Annotated in this window: 13 protein-coding genes and 2 riboswitches; all 13 genes read right to left on the reverse strand. The window is 42.4% G+C overall.

Annotated elements, in window-relative coordinates; all coding sequences use genetic code 11:
• Positions 1-22 precede the first annotated feature (22 nt).
• On the reverse strand, positions 23-1,576 hold the full coding sequence (locus tag AC1ECB_RS09950; protein ID WP_485668549.1) for an ABC transporter substrate-binding protein: 1,554 nt from the start codon (positions 1,574-1,576) through the stop codon (positions 23-25).
• Between the two features lie 93 nt (positions 1,577-1,669).
• On the reverse strand, positions 1,670-2,575 hold the full coding sequence (locus AC1ECB_RS09955; protein ID WP_485668550.1) for an ABC transporter permease: 906 nt from the start codon (positions 2,573-2,575) through the stop codon (positions 1,670-1,672).
• Positions 2,545-3,552 (reverse strand): ABC transporter permease, encoded by a 1,008-nt coding sequence (locus tag AC1ECB_RS09960; protein WP_485668551.1) that lies wholly within the window; start codon positions 3,550-3,552, stop codon positions 2,545-2,547. The genes AC1ECB_RS09955 and AC1ECB_RS09960 overlap by 31 nt, the downstream gene beginning before the upstream one ends.
• 255 nt (positions 3,553-3,807) lie before the next feature.
• The gene (cobO, locus tag AC1ECB_RS09965) at positions 3,808-4,422 is read right to left on the reverse strand and encodes a cob(I)yrinic acid a,c-diamide adenosyltransferase (protein WP_485668552.1); all 615 of its coding nucleotides are present in this window, start codon (positions 4,420-4,422) and stop codon (positions 3,808-3,810) included.
• Positions 4,400-4,582, reverse strand: a complete 183-nt coding sequence (locus AC1ECB_RS09970) for a hypothetical protein (RefSeq protein ID WP_485668553.1) — start codon at positions 4,580-4,582, stop codon at positions 4,400-4,402. Before AC1ECB_RS09970 ends, cobO begins: the two co-directional genes overlap by 23 nt.
• A 63-nt stretch (positions 4,583-4,645) precedes the next feature.
• On the reverse strand, positions 4,646-5,941 hold the full coding sequence (locus tag AC1ECB_RS09975) for a nitrogenase component 1 (RefSeq protein ID WP_485668554.1): 1,296 nt from the start codon (positions 5,939-5,941) through the stop codon (positions 4,646-4,648).
• Positions 5,934-7,232 carry a nitrogenase component 1 gene (locus AC1ECB_RS09980; RefSeq protein ID WP_485668555.1) on the reverse strand — a complete coding sequence of 433 codons (1,299 nt, stop codon included), beginning with the start codon at positions 7,230-7,232 and terminating at the stop codon, positions 5,934-5,936. The genes AC1ECB_RS09975 and AC1ECB_RS09980 overlap by 8 nt, the downstream gene beginning before the upstream one ends.
• Positions 7,233-7,622: 390 nt before the next feature.
• Positions 7,623-7,805, reverse strand: a riboswitch (cobalamin riboswitch).
• A 58-nt stretch (positions 7,806-7,863) separates the two neighbouring features.
• Positions 7,864-8,997, reverse strand: coding sequence for a TonB-dependent receptor domain-containing protein (locus AC1ECB_RS09985; protein WP_485668556.1), 1,134 nt, complete (start codon positions 8,995-8,997; stop codon positions 7,864-7,866).
• A 16-nt stretch (positions 8,998-9,013) separates the two neighbouring features.
• On the reverse strand, positions 9,014-9,811 hold the full coding sequence (locus AC1ECB_RS09990; protein WP_485668557.1) for a TonB-dependent receptor plug domain-containing protein: 798 nt from the start codon (positions 9,809-9,811) through the stop codon (positions 9,014-9,016).
• A 77-nt stretch (positions 9,812-9,888) separates the two neighbouring features.
• Complete coding sequence (locus AC1ECB_RS09995; protein WP_485668558.1) at positions 9,889-13,002, reverse strand: efflux RND transporter permease subunit; 3,114 nt, start codon at positions 13,000-13,002, stop codon at positions 9,889-9,891.
• On the reverse strand, positions 12,999-14,252 hold the full coding sequence (locus AC1ECB_RS10000) for an efflux RND transporter periplasmic adaptor subunit (RefSeq protein WP_485668559.1): 1,254 nt from the start codon (positions 14,250-14,252) through the stop codon (positions 12,999-13,001). The genes AC1ECB_RS09995 and AC1ECB_RS10000 overlap by 4 nt, the downstream gene beginning before the upstream one ends.
• Before the next feature lie 109 nt (positions 14,253-14,361).
• Positions 14,362-16,251, reverse strand: a complete 1,890-nt coding sequence (locus AC1ECB_RS10005; RefSeq protein ID WP_485668560.1) for a TonB-dependent receptor plug domain-containing protein — start codon at positions 16,249-16,251, stop codon at positions 14,362-14,364.
• 146 nt (positions 16,252-16,397) lie between these two features.
• Positions 16,398-16,573: riboswitch (cobalamin riboswitch) on the reverse strand.
• A 17-nt stretch (positions 16,574-16,590) separates the two neighbouring features.
• Positions 16,591-18,117: an adenosylcobinamide amidohydrolase gene (locus AC1ECB_RS10010; protein ID WP_485668561.1), complete on the reverse strand. Its 1,527-nt coding sequence runs from the start codon at positions 18,115-18,117 to the stop codon at positions 16,591-16,593.
• Between the last annotated feature and the right edge of the window lie 9 nt (positions 18,118-18,126).

The raw sequence follows: 18,126 nt of genomic DNA on the forward strand, positions 1-18,126 counted from the left end.
TCTGGTTTTTTAAAAAAGTCTGTTATTCTATCGTCCAATCTGCAACATTCCAAAACAAGCCGACACCATGATGCCCCAGTACTGTATCAGGCGTAATTCCCTTTATTTTAGTTTTAGCAACATACAAGGCATCAATGTATGTAATAAATGTATAGGGCATATCTTTAGTTAATTCAGTTTGGAATTCTTGATAATATTTCAATCGCTCAGCTTTCACATCAGTCTCTCTGGCTTCCTGTAACAACGCATCAACCTTGGCATTTGAATACTTACTGTAATTATTGCCCTTATCTGTTCCAAATACCTTATAAGTATGATCATCAGGATCAAAGGGGCTTCCCCAGCCAACCAGAAAGGCTTCTTGCTTATCCCAATCAATTTTTGCTTGTACAGTGACTTTCATATCCACGCCAATTGCTTTGAGTTGTTGGGCGCAAATAGTCGCCATATCAACCCGAACCTGGTCTCCTTCTTTGCAATTGATTGTAAACGACAATTTCTTGCCATTTTTTTCATAAATGCCATCTTTGCCAATCTTCCAACCCGCTTTTTCTAATTCTTGTTTGGCTTTGTCCGGGTTATAATCGAATTTCTCTATATTAGGATTATTATATTCTCCCGCCTGCAATGGCGAATAAGCTATTTGCCCATGTCCCAATAAAACGCTGCTCAAAATAGCTTTTCGGTCAATAGCATAACTTAAAGCATTAGGTATTTCCCGATTTTCCTTAAAGAAAGGATTATTAAAGTTATACATAATGCCTCTGTAGTCTGCGGTTTTCATTACATCTACGACAAAATCTTTGTTGTTTTCGAATTGTACTGCATCATGTGGTGTAACTTGGGCTAAATCTAATTCTCCTGACTTTAATTGTAAGGCTCTCGCTTTGGTATCTTCCACAATTTTAAAAATAATTTTATCAATTTTAGGTTCTTTTTCATAGAAATCCTTGTTTTTTACGAGAGTAATACTTTGTCCTTTATCCCAACTCTCCATTTTAAAGGGACCGGTTCCGATTGGGAATTGATTAAATTTATCTGTTGCAATATCTTTGCCTTCTAAGAGGTGTTTAGGTAAAATGCCAATTGTCAAATAATCCAGCATCGCCACATTGGGTGCTTTTAAAGTTATTTTTATTGTAGCCTTGTCTACCACTTCAATTTTGGTAATATCTTCATAGTTTGATGCTATTTCGGAAGCATTCTTGGGATTCATAATTGTTTCCAGGGTAAACTTCACATCATCAGCCGAAAAAGGTTGACCATCATGCCATTTTGCATCATTTCTTAAAATAAAAGTATATGTATTTGTTGCTTTGTCAAAACTCCAGCTTTTTGCAAGTCCGGGAATAATCTTATTGGCTTTATCGTGGGCAGTAAGCCCAGAAAAAATTAAAGAATTAATTTCTCCGTGTTCATACAGTGCCGGATTAATACTGGAGTAATCGCCACTGCCATAAACCAAAACCTTTTCATTTGATGCGGTTGCTGTTTTCTTTTCGCCACCACAACCGGCCAGTAAAACCATGCTCATAACCAAGACAAATCCCCAAACTAACCATTTTTTCACCTTCATTATTTCCCTCCTGGTATTGTTTTGAACTTTTCTTTTATACTAAATTGCATTATGGATAGTGAATAATGCAATGAAATTCGTTGATTTATACCTTTACAAATTGCTAAATTCTTTATTGTTGTTCCTTCTTACATAGTCGCCGATATTGGTAATACAAACTAAAGTAATCACTAAAAATAGGCCCGGAATTAAAATAATCCACCAATAATTTGATAACAATGCTTTTTCCGCTAAAGAAAGCATGCTGCCCCATGAAATAATTTCAAGCGGGAGACCAATTCCCAAAAAGCTCAAAGTTGCTTCTACACCGATGGCACTGCCAACATTTGTTACCACCATAAACATTATTGCAGAAATAAAATTTGGCAGCAGATGTTGTTTTAAAATATAAAAGAAACTAGCTCCAGAACATTTGGCTGCTAAAATATATTCACTATTTCTAATTTGTCTTACTTCGCTGCAGACAATTTTAGAAATATTCATCCAGCTGGTAATCCCAATGACAATAGCGATAGATACTGGATTTGCCTGACCAATCATTGCCTGCACAAAAATTATGATCAAAATTGAGGGTATACTAAGTATGATTTCCGTAAATCGCATCATCATATCATCTATCAATTCAGAAGCAACTCCGCTGATACTTCCATAGACAATTGCGATTGTAGTTGATATAACTGTGGCAAATACGCCAATAAATAAAGAGATTCTACCGCCATACCAAATCATAGTAAAAATGTCTCGACCCAAGGAATCGGTACCGAAATAAAAGGTGCTGTTAGGAGCTACATTGGTATTACTAAGATCCATGTACGCAGGCGCCGATTTTGTTATTATCCCGGGAAAAACACATCCTACTATGATTATCAATAGCACACTTATCGAGATATAAGGTTTTTCTTTTATCCATTCTCTAAAGGTTTTTCTTTTGGGTACTTTTATCTCATAGGAAAGATAATTTTCTCCAACTATTTCAAAGTCGCCGTATTGTCGTTCCAATCGTTCTCGCTCCGATCATGTTTCATTCTGGGATCTATTTTATCGTTAATTATTTGGGCCATCATATTTATGAAAACAACTACTGTCCCGGTTAGTAAACAAAGCACCAGCAGCATATTATAATCATGATATTTAGCACTCTCAAAAGAGAGCGTACCAAGTCCAGGATAAGAAAAAACTTTTTCTACCACATAAGTTCCACCTAAAATATGAGGAACAGATATCGCCATAATACTAATATAGGCAGGCATAATATTTCGTAAACAGTGTTTACATACAATTTCCTGTTTATTTAAGCCTTTCACTTTGCATAATAATACGTAGTCTCGTCTAATTTCCTCCACAAGCTTATTGCGAATCATGTACGTATAATACCAGAGATGGCTTATTATCAAAACAATTAAAGGTAATATAAGATGCTCTAGCCTGCTTACAAGATTATTTGCTTGTCCCATTGCATAAGCACCACTTGAAGGTAACATTCCTAAATTAATGCCAAAAATCAAAATGAGTACTAAGGATACCCAAAATGATGGAATACAGGTTGTTACAACACCTACCTTGCAGATGATCCTATCGATGAGTGTATCTTCGTGTAAGGTGCAAAAAATGCCTAACAAGAGCGCAAATAAAAAAGTCAATACATAACCCAGTCCACCCAGAACAATTGTATTTTTATAGACATCTCCAATTACGGTCGTAACATTTTGTTTATATTTATAAGATATACCAAATTCGCCCTGAACGGCATTGGCTAACCAGCTGCTATATTGTTTATATAGCGGGCCGTTTAGTCCGAGATTTTCCATTGCCTGCACCTTTTGCGTAGTAGTCATTCTTTCAACGCCTTCTCCATAATAAGACATCAAAGGGTCTCCCGGTGATAATCTTGCCATAAAAAAAACAATGATCGACAACAGAAATATACTAAAAGTAAATTGTAATATTTTTCTATTTATATAAATTATATCTCTCACACCAGTCCTGTCCTTTCATAGTTAGATATGAAAATATAAAAAAGCCACAAAAATTGAAACACTGCTTGCGCAGAGTTTTACAACCTTCATGGCTGATAGTAGTATTAAATATAAGCACAGAATCATTGATTTCTCGTCTTGAGTCTTCTTGACTCAACATATGTAATTATATAATATATATTTTTGTATGTCTATAATCAGTTTTAAGCAAACCAGGGCATGCTGGCATTCTACGCACAGCAACTTGTAGTGTCTTTAGAATTCGATACCCTTTTGCGCCATCACTCCCGTTTTATAAGGATGTTTAATTTCTTCCATTACAGTTACCAAATCTGCCTTGTCCATGATTTCCCGCCGCGCATCACGTCCGGTTAGCACCAAGTGCAAGGACTGTGGCTTAGTTTCCAGCAACTGAATTACTTCGTTCACCGGAACCAGTCCGAACATAATTGCATAATTGATTTCATCCAGGATAATCATGTCCCATTTACCGGACATGATTTCTGTTCTCGCGTCATGGAGCGCTTGTTCGGCAGCCGCTTGGTGATCAGTTCTGCCATCTCCGGTTGTATTTGTCACAAAACCTTCGCCCAATTGACGGATGACAAAATTATCTCCCATTCTCCCGGCAGCCTGTAATTCACCATATTCCCAGCCGCCCTTGATGAATTGTAAAACCAATACCTTAAGTCCCTGTCCCCACGCTCGCATCCCCACCCCCAAGGCAGCAGTCGTTTTTCCCTTGCCGGCTCCCGTATTTACAATAATCATGCCTTTGGTTTCTGACATAATAGTAGACCTCGCTTTATTAGTAAAATACCGGACAGAATGTGCAAGACCTCTGCATTCATATCCAACATTTTTTTCCAAGATAAGCCATCTGTCTTGCCTTAAAACACCCCTCCTGATACTGTGAAGCAGTTACCTGCGCGGTACTATTATGCAAGTAAACGCGCTTGGCAGAGTTACTTACTTGTTCTGACTGGTTAGTGGTATCTACCGGCCAATTTTTTGGAACATATTTACACATATCCTTTTCTCCTCCTGCTTGTATTGTCTACACATTTGCAACATAAGGTTATACCCATCTATTTCAACTTCGCTGTTGACAATGAGCAATATACTGATTCCAGAGACGTTCTGTCATATGGCAGGACCCGCGAAAACCCATGCAGGGCTGGTCGCTAAGATTGATTTCATCATATACCGGCAACGAAATATTCTGACAAACTACCTCTGTTACTGATTGTTGCAGCAGTATGGCTTTTTCATTACTGCTGCCCAGTAGCAAGCCACCCTTCAATGCCGCTAATTGCTGCTCTATGAGCTGACTGTCGCCATCAGCCGCCAGGAAAGTATCAATACAGCCGGTTCCAGAATAAGATGGTCGTCGGTCATAGGTTACTACCGTTAGCCAGCCTGTATCCAGCCACTCAGTACGAATAGCTTCGGCCATAGCTACAGCAACCGAAGCTGGTGCAGCAACAAGCGTCTTTTCAAACCACAGATCGCCCCATATACGCTGCATTTCCAGCGTAGCTGCCTGCAGCTTCCATTCCCTGACACTGACTTCCTTTTGAGCCTTAGATAAATCAAAGCAGACCAATGGTAAATTCCGACTAATATTTTTTAGCCAAGAAAATGAACCCTGCAAACCATAAGGCAGTGGCAGCGATACATAGGGCATACCATACTGCTCCTGTAGGGTTTTAGCCAAATCCTGGCCTAACTCCTCATGCACAACAATATTGAGTGCTGCCTTAGTCATATTGGATATTTCCTGCGTACTGCTACCTGCTCCCGGGCAAGCCAACACTTGATAGCCTGCCAGCGTGAGCATACGTTTTAGTTCCTCGACATCATTAGCACCATTATAATAACCAATCGTGCCTCCCAGCAGATTAACAGCATTCGGCTGAACACTGCCTGGCTGGTTGAGCGGCATTTGCTCCAGATAAGCTTTGGCAGCGACACGGTAGCCTGCACCAAACCCGCCGACTAGCCCGCCGCTATCCACACAAACCACCGGACAGTCCAGTTTGGCCTGCCTGGCAATACCGGCAATATCATCACCAATCAAGCTGACCGAGCAACTGTTTTCAATCAGTATGATGGCTGGACAAGTCTGGCGGCGAATTGTATCCAGGGTTTCCTGCAAACATTCTTCTGTGCCATAGACAACAGCATGATTATCAGCTTGCGTACAGTAAAATTGTGAACTGATTGCCGGACACTGCTTTTCCAGATGACGAAGCGCATAATAATAGCACCACATCGGGCCATTAGCCACTAATATCGCATCAGGAATACCGGCAAAGAAAGCGGCAGAACCTGTAAGCGCGCAGGACTCCACCAGTGTGCGCGTATCTTTCCATTGATTCTTACACATACATAAGCCCTCCCCGCTTGTCATGACGTTGCGCGAGGCGTACCAGTTTGGTCATCAGCGTTATAATGCCACTCACGCCTGCCAAAGGTAATAAAGGAAGATATAGCTGCTTTGTGTGTATATCAGCCAACTCATGGGTAGTGACAACAATATCTGCTGCTGCTAACACTGCTTTACCCTCTAGCTGAAAATAGCATGGGATGACGGTTTGCCGGTGCAGTTTCTGTAGTAAATCATGCTCTTGCTCTGGTGTGAGTATTTCATTTAGCACAACAATGCCGGCCACAGTTATCCCATATAATGAAAATAACTCCAAAACCCAGGTAGCATCAAAATAAATCAGTGGTCGGCCAACACTCAGGACAACTTGTTTGTCCTTCAGTATTGTATTGCACTCTGTAACATGGCTGTTTAACCGTTGCTGTTCCATTTCAATAGCTGCGGCTGCTTGTTGTTCCTGCTGTAAAAAACGGCCAAGGTCTCTTAACCACTGAATTGTCGCCTGCCACCCTGCCGGATAATCACCGTCAAAAAACGGTACACCAAGCATACCGACCAAGTCTATTCCCAGTTTACGAATCCAGGGATAAGACAACAGGGTGCCACTAAGCGGTACAGTCATAGCAGAAAACGGTACCCGCCTTATATCTTCCATCGACGCAAAGGCGGGAAAATGGCAATACACCTTTAAACCAAAATAGCTGAGCAATCGTTTAATTTCTGCTACATCAGGCCCGTTGGGTCCCCCGCGGTCTCCTAATAAGGTTACCGTATTAATCACCTTGGGCCGGGGAATCATAAATCGCTCAGCAAGTATCTTACCTGCATGATAAAAACCAGTGTAATAATCGCCATCCAAATATCCGTAACAAGGTACTGACAGAATCGGTATTCCCAGAGCCGCTTCCGCCTCACTGGCCACAGATGCTGTATCGTCACCAATCACGCCAGCTACGCAGGAATTGGCAATCATGATATACTTAGGCTGGTATTTTGCCGCAACATGCTCAATGCATTCTCTCAGCAGTCCGGCTCCACCGAAAATTGAATGTTCTTCCTGTAAGCCGCTAATTACCAACGGAGCAGAATACTGCTCCGGACTAAATTTTTGCTCTGCCAACAAGCGGAAATGCATCCCCAAATCCATTTCCCGGCAAATATGTCCGCATGCCTGCGGACTATGATAAATAACCACAGCCCCTTCATTATGCGAGACAGCCCGCCAAACTCCCGGCATAGTGCAGCTATAGCCACGCTTACCGACTGTTGTCGCCCGTTTATTCATCACCATATTTTACTACCAACTCCTCTAATTCTGCAAAGGCCATGGGAGTTGGTATACTCAACCATGTATATGCATAATCCATTACCCTCTCCTGTTACACTATCACAATAAGCAGTGTCATATACCGCTGCCATTAACTTATATAACTGTTTAGTCCGCAAAGTAAAAAAAGCGCGGGCCATAATAGGCCCGCAAACATGAAGGAGTTTAGAAGAATGACACTAATAAGAAACTCCCGGCTACCGTGGGCAGCCGGGAGGATTCTACAGCATAAAACCAAATAGAAACTCCTGGTCTATGGCCAGGAGTAAATTTAGCAAAACAACATAACTTACTTGGAATGACTCCAAATAAGCAGATGCAACTGTAATCTCCTCCCCATCACTCGTGGGTAAAACGGCGATCTTTAGACAGGCAGTTCTCCTGGCTCTGGATCATAGCTCGTCCAAACCTTCCCAAGACTCTCGTCCCAGTGGCATATTCTTGGATTCACTCCCCATTACAGTGGCGGGACCGCGCCGGTGTTACACCGGTCTTCCCTATTAAGCCCATATGGGCACCTGACTCAACTATATTTAATTGTTATTAATTTTATCACTCTTTGGCAGGTATTGTCAAATGATTTTCATTACACTATTTAAAAATTATAATTGTAACTTAACGTCCAGTTAAACGGTAAATCCAAGTTCTCATATTTATTTACAGAATTATCACGGTCAAGTATATTATATAAATTCAAAATAACTGATTGATTATATTCCGGATGAAAATTAATTATGGCATTTAGTTGTATGCGATCCGGAATATCACTGATGGCGCCATTAATTCTGTAGTAACTTTCTTCGCGATCACCTAAAAATAAAAAATTAAGGTTAGCCAGCCATTTTTCTTTATTGTATGTAACCCCGGTGGTTGTTTGTATCCTACTATTACATTGTTCCCATGAGCCATTTTCATTGTTCTCAGGGTTAGAATAACTGAAGCCTATATTATATTTCCAATTGTCATTAAGAATTTTTACATATTCTGCTTCAATACCCGTATTGCGAAAATCCCCCGCGTTAGTCATATAGTCGGTATTGTCGGCATTCTTTTTCCAAACAAACTGATCTTTGATATCCATATGATAGACTGCTAATTTAAAAGACTGGCTTTGATCAATTATCTTTTTTAGCCCGGTTTCATAGTTCCAGCCTTGTTGGGGTTTTAAGCGGTTAAAATCAGCATCTTGCTTTGAAAAATACTGGTTGAGCGCCGGCATCTGAAAGGACTTGCCAATATTAGTATACCAGGAAGTATTGTCATTTATTTTGTAAAGTGTCTGGATTTGCGGTAAAAAGACATTTTCGGTTGTCGCATAATCATCAATAAAATGCCCCCGCAATCCTAGTGTTGTACTAAACTTAGGATTAACTGCATAGGTATAGGACCCATATACAGCAAGACTATTGCGCAAAGCATTTTTACGAATAGCCGCAGCATCAGTAGAAGGGTCATTATAATGCTCTTGCGCTAACGTAACTCCGGCAATCAATGTGTCAAGGTCATTTCTTAACTGCCATGTTTTTTGGGTATCCCAATTTAGACCATACATGTTATATCGTTCACTAATAGCCCACTTTCCGGTTGAATAGGTATATTTATCACCAAATGAATATCTTTTGTTAAAAGATAGCACCGATTTAACATTATTGTTTTTACTATCATAGATTAGATTTAGATTATTACGTATATCATCATATTTATATAACATGTAGTTCGAACCATTCACATTGAACCGCGGACGGTTAGTTTGTATGGGTATAAGACCAGTTAAAATTCAGTTCATCACCTAACTGGGTTGTATAATAAAAACTATCTTTAGTGCCTTTATATAAGCCATAAGGCTGGATTGCGGCATTAGTCGATTTATTAGTGATATTTTCTCTTGAAGTCCTGTCAACAGCGGCAATATATTCCCGTTTAAGATAAATAGCGCTGTTGCCAAGGTCTGAACTTACAGACCAGTTTTTACTATAGTTGCCACCCGAGATACCCACAGTACTTTGCTGCTTGCCCCCCGGTTTTTTGGTGATAATGTTTACTACACCGGCTAATGCTTCCGAACCATACAGTGTAGACCCTGCCCCTTTAATAATTTCAACTTTCTCGACTGCTTCCAGCGGAATTCCGCCAGACCCATTATAATTCAATAAATTGATTGGGGCACCGTTGACCAAAACCAAAGTCCCCTTGTCAAGACCGCGAATCATCGTTCTGCTGGGAGACATGCCATAGTCAGTACCTGCCGGTCCATAGGACATACTGTTAAAGCCAATGGTATGTTCTAACGCATCAAAAACATTTACCGCGCCGGTTTCTTTCAGTTCTTCGGCAGTAATTACCGTTACTGCCGCCGGTGTATTCAAATCCCTGGTTTCACTTCGTTGTGCCGTAACCACCACTGAATCTAACGTAAATTTTTCTGTTTCATCGGTTATTGCCGCCAAACAACTACTAACAGGAAAATATACGCTGTTGGCAAGTAACAGTCCTAAACACACTTTCTTCCATAAAACTGACTTGACAAGACATTGTTTCTTCAATGGAAAAACCCCTCTCAATAATCAATAAAAGCTTCTTTAAAAGCCTCTTTTTCCCGGCCTCACCACCGGCAGTAATCTTAATAACCTGTCCATCTTTTTACATAGCCGAGCGCGCCTACAAACCAGGTCCGTACAGGATAGTGTTCAAAAAACAAGAAAACAATCGGGATAACAAGCAACGTAAATACTGTAGATGACAACAACCCGCCAATGATTACCCAGGCCATACTAACTCTTGTCTCTGATCCTTCACTTAAAGACAGAGCAGTTGGCAGCATCCCCACAATCATGGTAAGGGTGGTCATAAAGATGGGTTTCAGGCGGGTCTTGCCTGCTTCCACCAACGCCTCATAGGCGCTCATCCCCCGCCCCATTAGCGTCAGGGTATAATCAAGCAGCAACGTGCCATTTTTAGCTACCAAACCATCCATGACCAAAAAACCGATAAGCGAATAGATATTGATGGTATTATTGGTAAATAGGAGCAATAACAAGCTTCCTATTAAACCTAGCGGTAATGATAGCATTCGTATCATGGGGGTAAACGCCGATTCATACAGTACAGCCAACAGCATATACACCAACAGCAGGGACAAGAGTAACGCCTGGATAATTTCGCCATAGCTGCTCCCCATATTAGCCGCCTGACCGCCCAAACGGTAGGTCACGCCCTCAGACAACCCGTCTTGTTTAATCAAACTTTCCAGTTCTTGCACCACTTCGTTTAACGGTCGATCAGTTACATTGGCTTGTACAATGACAGAGCGCTGCTTATTAATCCGGGTAATACCAGTAGGCCCAACCGTTTCTTCAATATGAGCCACATCACCAAGAAATACTGTTTTATTATCAGCTTTAACCGGAATACTTGTCAGGTCTGAGAGTTTAAAACTATCACTGCCCTTGAGCCGGACAATAATATCTGTATCCCGCCCGTTATTTTGGCTGTCATTTGGTAGTACACCGGCTTTCTTACCACTAATAGCACCGGAAAACGCTTCCTTAACATCCTGCACCGAGGTATTAAAAAATTTCATTCTGTCCCTATCCACTGTTAGTTTGAATTCTGGAACCCCCACCCGGTAGTTACTCCGAATATCTTTGGTGCCTGTAACCTTTGTCAGTATTTTTTGCATTTGATAGGAAGCTTTAATCAAGCTATCCATATCTGATCCCAACAAATAAATCAGCAGTGAGGAATGCTCTTCTCCGCCACCTGTCGAAATACCGGCTACGGATGACTTTGCTTCAGAAATTCGTACCGCTGCTTGGGGAAGATTGTTTTTAGCAAAGCTTCGAGTAGCATCAGTAATTTGCCAAACGCTGCGACTGCGTTCTTTTTTACTAACAAGCTGCACAGTCAGCTTGGCTTTGTTGCTGCTGGTCAACCCTACATCACTTAAACAATAAGTCACTTCCGGGATTGATAGTACATACTGCTCTAACTCAGTCACTACCGCATCTGTCATCTCCAGATTTTGACCTACCGGTAATTCAACAGAAATCTGGAAGCTGCTTTCATCTGTTAGCGGCATATACTCGGCACCAATAATTCCGGTTGGCAACAACAAAATAGTGGCAATAAACAAAATAAAAACAGCACCGACAACCCGCTTGCCATTTGCCAGACTCCAGCATAATAGCTGCTCGTATCTCCTAACTGCGGCTGTTTCTAACTTGTCCACAAACGCCCATACTTTCCCCAATGCTTCCTGCGATGCTCCGGTTGTAAACAAACGTGAGGCCAGCATAGGCGTCAGCGTAAATGATATGAACAAGGAAAACAACGTGGCAAATACAATCGTTAAGCCAAATTGGCGAAAGTACTGACCAGTCATATCAGTCATAAAGGCAATCGGCAAAAACACGACCACATCACACAAGGTCATCGCAATTGCGGCCATACCAATTTCATTGCGGCCTTCTTCCGCCGCTGCTGCAGGTGACTTACCCATTTGCCGGTGCCGGTGAATATTTTCCAGCACAACAATCGCATCATCAACCAGTATCCCAATGCACAAAGCCATACCCATCAAAGACATCATATTAAAGGTAAAGCCTATCGCATACATAACCAAAAAAGTAGAGATTAATGAGGTAGGTATGGCAATCATGACGGCAACCGTTGACCGCCAACCACGCAGAAACAAAAACAGCACCAAGCCAGTGGTAATTATGCCCTCGACCAGCGCAGTCAGTGTGTTCTTCAAGGATTTATCAATATAATTGGCATCATTAGCCACCACAATAAACTGATAGTCCGGATATTCGCTTTGCAGCGCTGCCAGTTGCGCCTGTATAGCCTTAACAGTATTAACAATATTGGCATCACTGTTTTTATACACTTTTAAGGAAACCGTATCATCTCCGTTTATCCTGGCATAGCGGCTTACACGGCTGTCTTGCTCAGTTACTTCCGCAAGTTCAGTTAAAGGAATAGCGGCACCATTGGCATTGGGAAGATATAACCGCTTAATTTCATCTGGTGAATTATAACGGGCTGCCAAGCGTACATCACTTTCCTGCGTATCCGTATATACCGAACCGGCAGGCAGCAGCAGATTATCTTCTTCAATGCGCTTAGCAATCTGGTCTAGCGACAAATTGTACAAAGATAATTTATCACGGTTCACCAAAATAGCCACTTCCCGGTCACGCCCGCCACCAACCGTAACATCAGAAACACCATCAGCCCGCTGCAGCCGTTCTTTGAAAATCTGATCCGCTTTGCCATAAATATCGGACAATGTATATTTGGCTTTTACCGCAATTTCCATAATCGGCTCAGAGTTGGCGTCCCGCCTGATTATTACAGGTTCATCGACTTCATCTGGCAGATTTTTGCGCACCCGGTTAATCGCCTTAGACGCATCAATAGACGCGATATCGGTATTGGCCGTATAGTCAAACTCTAATACTATCGTAGCTTTTTCTGGTTTTGCTATCGCGAGAATCTTTTGCAAATGTGATAAAGATGCAAGTTCCTTCTCTAAAGGTTTAATGACACTTTCTTCCATTTCCTCCACACTTGCCCCTGAATATTCAACAGATATAGAGAAATAAGGATTATTCAGTGTCGGCAATAACTCAACCCCGATGTGAAAGAAACTATATAAACCAAGCACCACAAATAACATAACAATCATTGTTATGCCTACAGGACGTTGAATGGAAAAGCGAGTAATGTTCATAAGACTGTTCCTCTTGCTTCCACTTCAACCACCGTATCCTGTTTAAGGCGGGCGATATTACTGACCGCCACGCGCTCTCCTTCGTTAATGCCTGTAAGTATCTCCACAGAATCATCATTGCGTTGGCCAGTTGTCACCAGGCGTTGTTCGGCTTGATTGTTATCATTAATTACAAATACGTATTTCTTACCATTTTTTTCCGAAATAGCCGTTTTGGCAACAAATATAGTCTGCTTTCTTAGTAGCCCAATAATATCAGCATGGGCAAACATACCGCTTCTTATCGCCGGCTCTCTCTGCGTCAGTACTAGTCTAACAGTAAAAGCCTGAGTCTTAGCATCACTTGCCGGACTCACATAAATAATCGTGCCCGGATATTCCTGCCCCAGCGAGTCAATAGCAATCTTCACCTGCATGCCAATACGAATTTGAGCTGCATGCTGTTCGGAGACCTGACAATCAATGTAGCTGCTGCCATTATCAACAACAGTTAGTAGCTTTTGACCTGCCGGAACAAAAGCGCCTTCTTCCGCCTGCCGGTAACCGATGATTCCGTCCCGCGGTGCACGCAGTATCATATCTTCACGCTGCTTTTCCAACGCTTCCAGATTATAGTCTGCCTTAGCCAGTGCGGCCTGTTTGCTTTCCAATATTGCCGGAATGCCGCCTTCCATGGCCTGTTCCTGTAAAGCCGCCAAAGCAGACTTGGCATTAATCATTTGCTGCTTTGCCGTATCAAGCGTCTCACGGGAAACAGCTCCACTAGTATGTAAGGTCTCATAACGCTGATAATTAGCAAGATTCCGTTCATAATCAGCCGCTGCTTTCTGATAGTCTGCAGAAAAGGACGCTTTTGTTTCGATGGTTTCAGCTCTGGCCTGCCGGATGGCTGCCATTGTCTGGGCAATGGCAAGTTCGATATCCTTAGTATCCTGCACAACCAGCACTTGCCCGGCAGTTACAGGCTGCCCCAATTCTACGGCAACCTGTGTGATATACCCCTTATACTTGGGGGCTATATCGACCTGCGCTGCCGCCACTGTCTGGCCGTTTAATACAATCCTTGACAACATATCCTGCCGCCGGACAGTCTCTACTGACACCAAAGGTTTCATCGCACTAATCTTAGCCATATTTACCGAACTAGTATTATGGGTTTTCCAAGACATCATTGCTCCGAGAAAAACTACAGCTCCCACCACAACTCCGAACATCAGTCGGCGCTTTCTGCTGTTAATAATTTTTCTCATTTTTAGATATGTTCACTCCCTTCCTGCCAAACTGTCAGCTATCCCGCCTATCGTAACACGCCAATAACCGCCAACTAATCTGATTGACGGTTATTGCAAAATTTATCCATTAAAATACAGCTTTTACCCCTATTACATAGTTACGCCCGCCACGCGGATAACTGGCATAACCGTCATAATACTTATCAAAAATATTGTTAACAGTGAGAAAGGTTGTATATTCCTTGCTTAATTTCCAATTGACATCAGCATCCCACACCCAAAAACTTTTTTCGATATACTTGTAGTATTTAGGGTCTGTTCTATCAAATGCCGCTGTGCCTTTAACATCAACACTTACTTTTTTATCCGCATAGGATACACCAATATTCCAGGTCTTTTTAGGAATATTGGTGTCTTGGGTATAATTCGCGCTGCCGCTTTTATTTTGGGCATCCACATAATTAAAGCCGACAAATCCTGTTAGTACAGGAGTCAACTGTTTACTTACCTGAAGTTCAATGCCATCGGCTTTTTGTTTATCAATATTTGACGGTATCCAATGTTGGTTATTTACATCTGTGCCAATATCCTTCCAGGTAATGGCATCCGACAATTTGCGTTTAAAATATGAAATTTTTCCTTCGGTAGTATCATCAAATCTGTGGTTCATACCCACTTCCATACTCCAGCCGGTTTCCGGCTTTAAATCAGGATTGCCGTCATATGTATAGGTCTTCGATCCATAGGTATTTACCTGATGCGGCCAGTACAAATCGTCAAACCGCGGGGCGTGAAATACCTCGCCCCATGATGCGTAATAAGTAGTTCTGTTACTGGCTTTATAATTTGCCGCAACATGTGGAGTTGAACTCTTGCCATATACGCCATTATCATCGTAACGAAAGCCCGGAGTTAAACTAAATTTTTCAGCTATATCCCATCTATCCTGGAGGTAAAGCCCCTTTACGGTATTATCTTTATTGCCATAAGATGAACTTTGGATTTCATCCTTACGCCAGTCAATTCCTGAGGTCAACGTATGCTTATCACCAAGTTTTGAATTAATTTGGTAATTGAATCCTTTAATTCTTACATCATGGTCAGAGCTTTCACTAAACCGATGGGAAGCATTCTGATAGACCTTTACTTGGTAATCGGTAGTGGCTGAGGTGCTTTCTTTGTAAGTAATATCCCAATTGTGCTGCCTGATCTTGTCATATTCAGCCGCAGCTTTAGTTTCATTTTCATCATTAAAATATTCATAGGATACTGTCAAATCACCATTGCCCACCTTGTTATCCAGCCTCAGGGTATACGCATTTTGATCAACACCTGTATAATCGACAGTCTTACCACTGCCATCGGTATAATTGCCTAAATGTTTTTTATCAGCACTAAAATACCAACCAAAGTCACCCTCTTTTCCCTGATTTGTCATTGAAAAATTGCGACCATCCCAATTGCCGCCAGAAACCTTGACAGTAGTTTGATTTTTTTCCCCCTTTTTGGTGATGATATTAATTACGCCGCCAACAGCATCCGCACCATATAAGGCCGATCGCCCACCTTTTACAATTTCAATACGTTCAATATTTTCTGTACCTACAAGGCCTGTCAAGTTAGTAGTTGCCGAGCCAAAGCCGCCAATGCCATTTGGCATGTTCATTCGCCGGCCATCAATCATAACAATGACCTGTTCACTACCATTGATAAAAGGAGCACTAATACTGCCTGGATTACCATATGAGCCGATATTCACCCCGGGAGTATGTTTTAATATATCTCCTAAATTGTGATAATTTCCTTTCTCAATCTCTTCACTGGTGATTACCGTTACATTCGCTGCCGTTTCCGATATTTTAGTTGGCATGCGATTGGCCGTAATCACTACCTGGTCAAAAGCAAACTGGTCTTGCTCCTCCGCCTGAGCGCCGCCTGGAATCTGACATAACAACGCGCTTGTCACCATAGCATACAGCAAAGCATTTCTTTTTTTAGTCGTTTTCATTTTTTTCATCAATGATTTCTCCTTTAGTTAAAGATTTAACAAAAAAAATACACTTCCAGAACTGACCCGGAAGTATATTGGCGGTACTTTTGTAGTTTGTTAAAAACCTAACAAACCATTGCTAAAAATCCCCTTCCCCATCGCTCGCGGGTCAAACGGTGATTGTCAGACAGGCAGTTCTCCTGGCTCTGGATCATCGCTTCTCCACGCCTTCCCAAGATATTCTCAGTGACATATTGTGGAGTTGCTCCTCATTACAGTGGCGGGACCGCGCCGGTTTTTCACCGACTTCCCTATTAAGCCTTGCGGCACCTGTCTTCTTTCGATATTCAATTACACGGTAAAATTTCACATCGGCGCATCCATCCAGAAACCTGCAACCAAAAGCCTGGCATCTTCTTCTGTCAAAACGGTGCGCACGGTAACAGCCGCCTTTTCTTTTTCAAACTTCACTTTGTAAGTAAAAATGGTGAAAGTCTCTTTTGGTTCGGCAGTAACCAGCTCTTTGGAAACATAGTTGCCGAGTTTTTGTTTGATCGACTGGCTGAGCAGCCGGAACTGAGATTCCGGCAAACTGCTTTTCATCTTCTGATCGAAGTTTGCGGAAAAACTTGTGTAATCACTCCGGTTAATGCCAGTAAGCATAGATTCGGTAAATTGATCAGCTGAATGTTGCCTATCCTGCGGTGAAACAGCCGGTGGCAGTGCTTCACCACCATGCGCTTGACTAATCTGATTTTCCACAATCTTTACAACCAGCGCCGACCAAGCCCGGACATCAGCCGCCAGTTCGCCGGTAGCTACCGCCGGAGACAATACCTGATACTTTCCCGCAGTGAGTAAGAGCAGATCATTGCCAGCCTTAGCCAGTTCATCTGTATTTAGCAATTGCCACTGATTTTGATCCAATAAGTGAACATACAGTGACGTACTTGTTACCAGAGCCGGCTCTTTGTCCACTTGGCGCAGCGATGCTAAAAAATGTTGTTTGTCAACTGTTCCGTATTCTTGTTGATATTGTTGATAAAGGCTGTCCTCAGTTACGCCGAAGCGGTTCATACGTCGCAGCACACTGTGCTGTTTTTGCGGGGATAAACCGCTCTGACGCAGCAAAGCATCCTTGACGGCTTGTTTGACGGTGCGACCAATCAGTTCTCCCAGTTTGGCATGTTTGCCTGCATCCTCCAAATATAGAGGTGATCCTGGGTTAGTGATCACAATCGTCTGATCTGTTCCTGAGCCGGTAGCCAATCCGGTCGAAAACCGGCTGCCGGCTACCAGTTCCTGCAAGGCTGCTGTTTTGGCCTCAGTGCAAGTCACAAGCGCTCTGGCCATAGTGCCAGCGGGAAGATCGGCATCAATAACTAACATAATATTAATAGTCCCGGCTTTATACGATGCCGGCTTTTTGCCAGGAGTAAAATACGATGCCGGATCGCCGACCCGCCCGCCGTTGCCTTCCACACCGCCGGTAGCGATGGCAGTTACGGTAAGCGACTGATAGCTTTCAGACTGTATCACAGCATTCTCCATCGATGCAGCTGTACCCATACTGGTCACTTTGCCGGGATTCAAGCCCAGCTGTCCGGCCACTTGCTGCATATATTGAGGGTAGTTTGCACCGGTTACACCAATGGCGCCTTTCATATCATGATTAAACACTGCCTTAAGATCATGCCGGATGCCACCGTTGATCACTGAAGTGCTCAATACATCCCGCGGAGCATGGAAAGCCACGATCAGACTGGTACCCTGCCGATATACCTTATCCCCGGTCGATAAGGTAGACACAGGTATTTGATCACTACCCAAACAGGGAATAGCGCCACTCCACAAAATAATAACCACCAGCAGCCCTTGTAACCACTTTTTCATTGTTTTCCT

This window comes from Sporomusa sp. 246TCP1 (assembly GCF_057319775.1).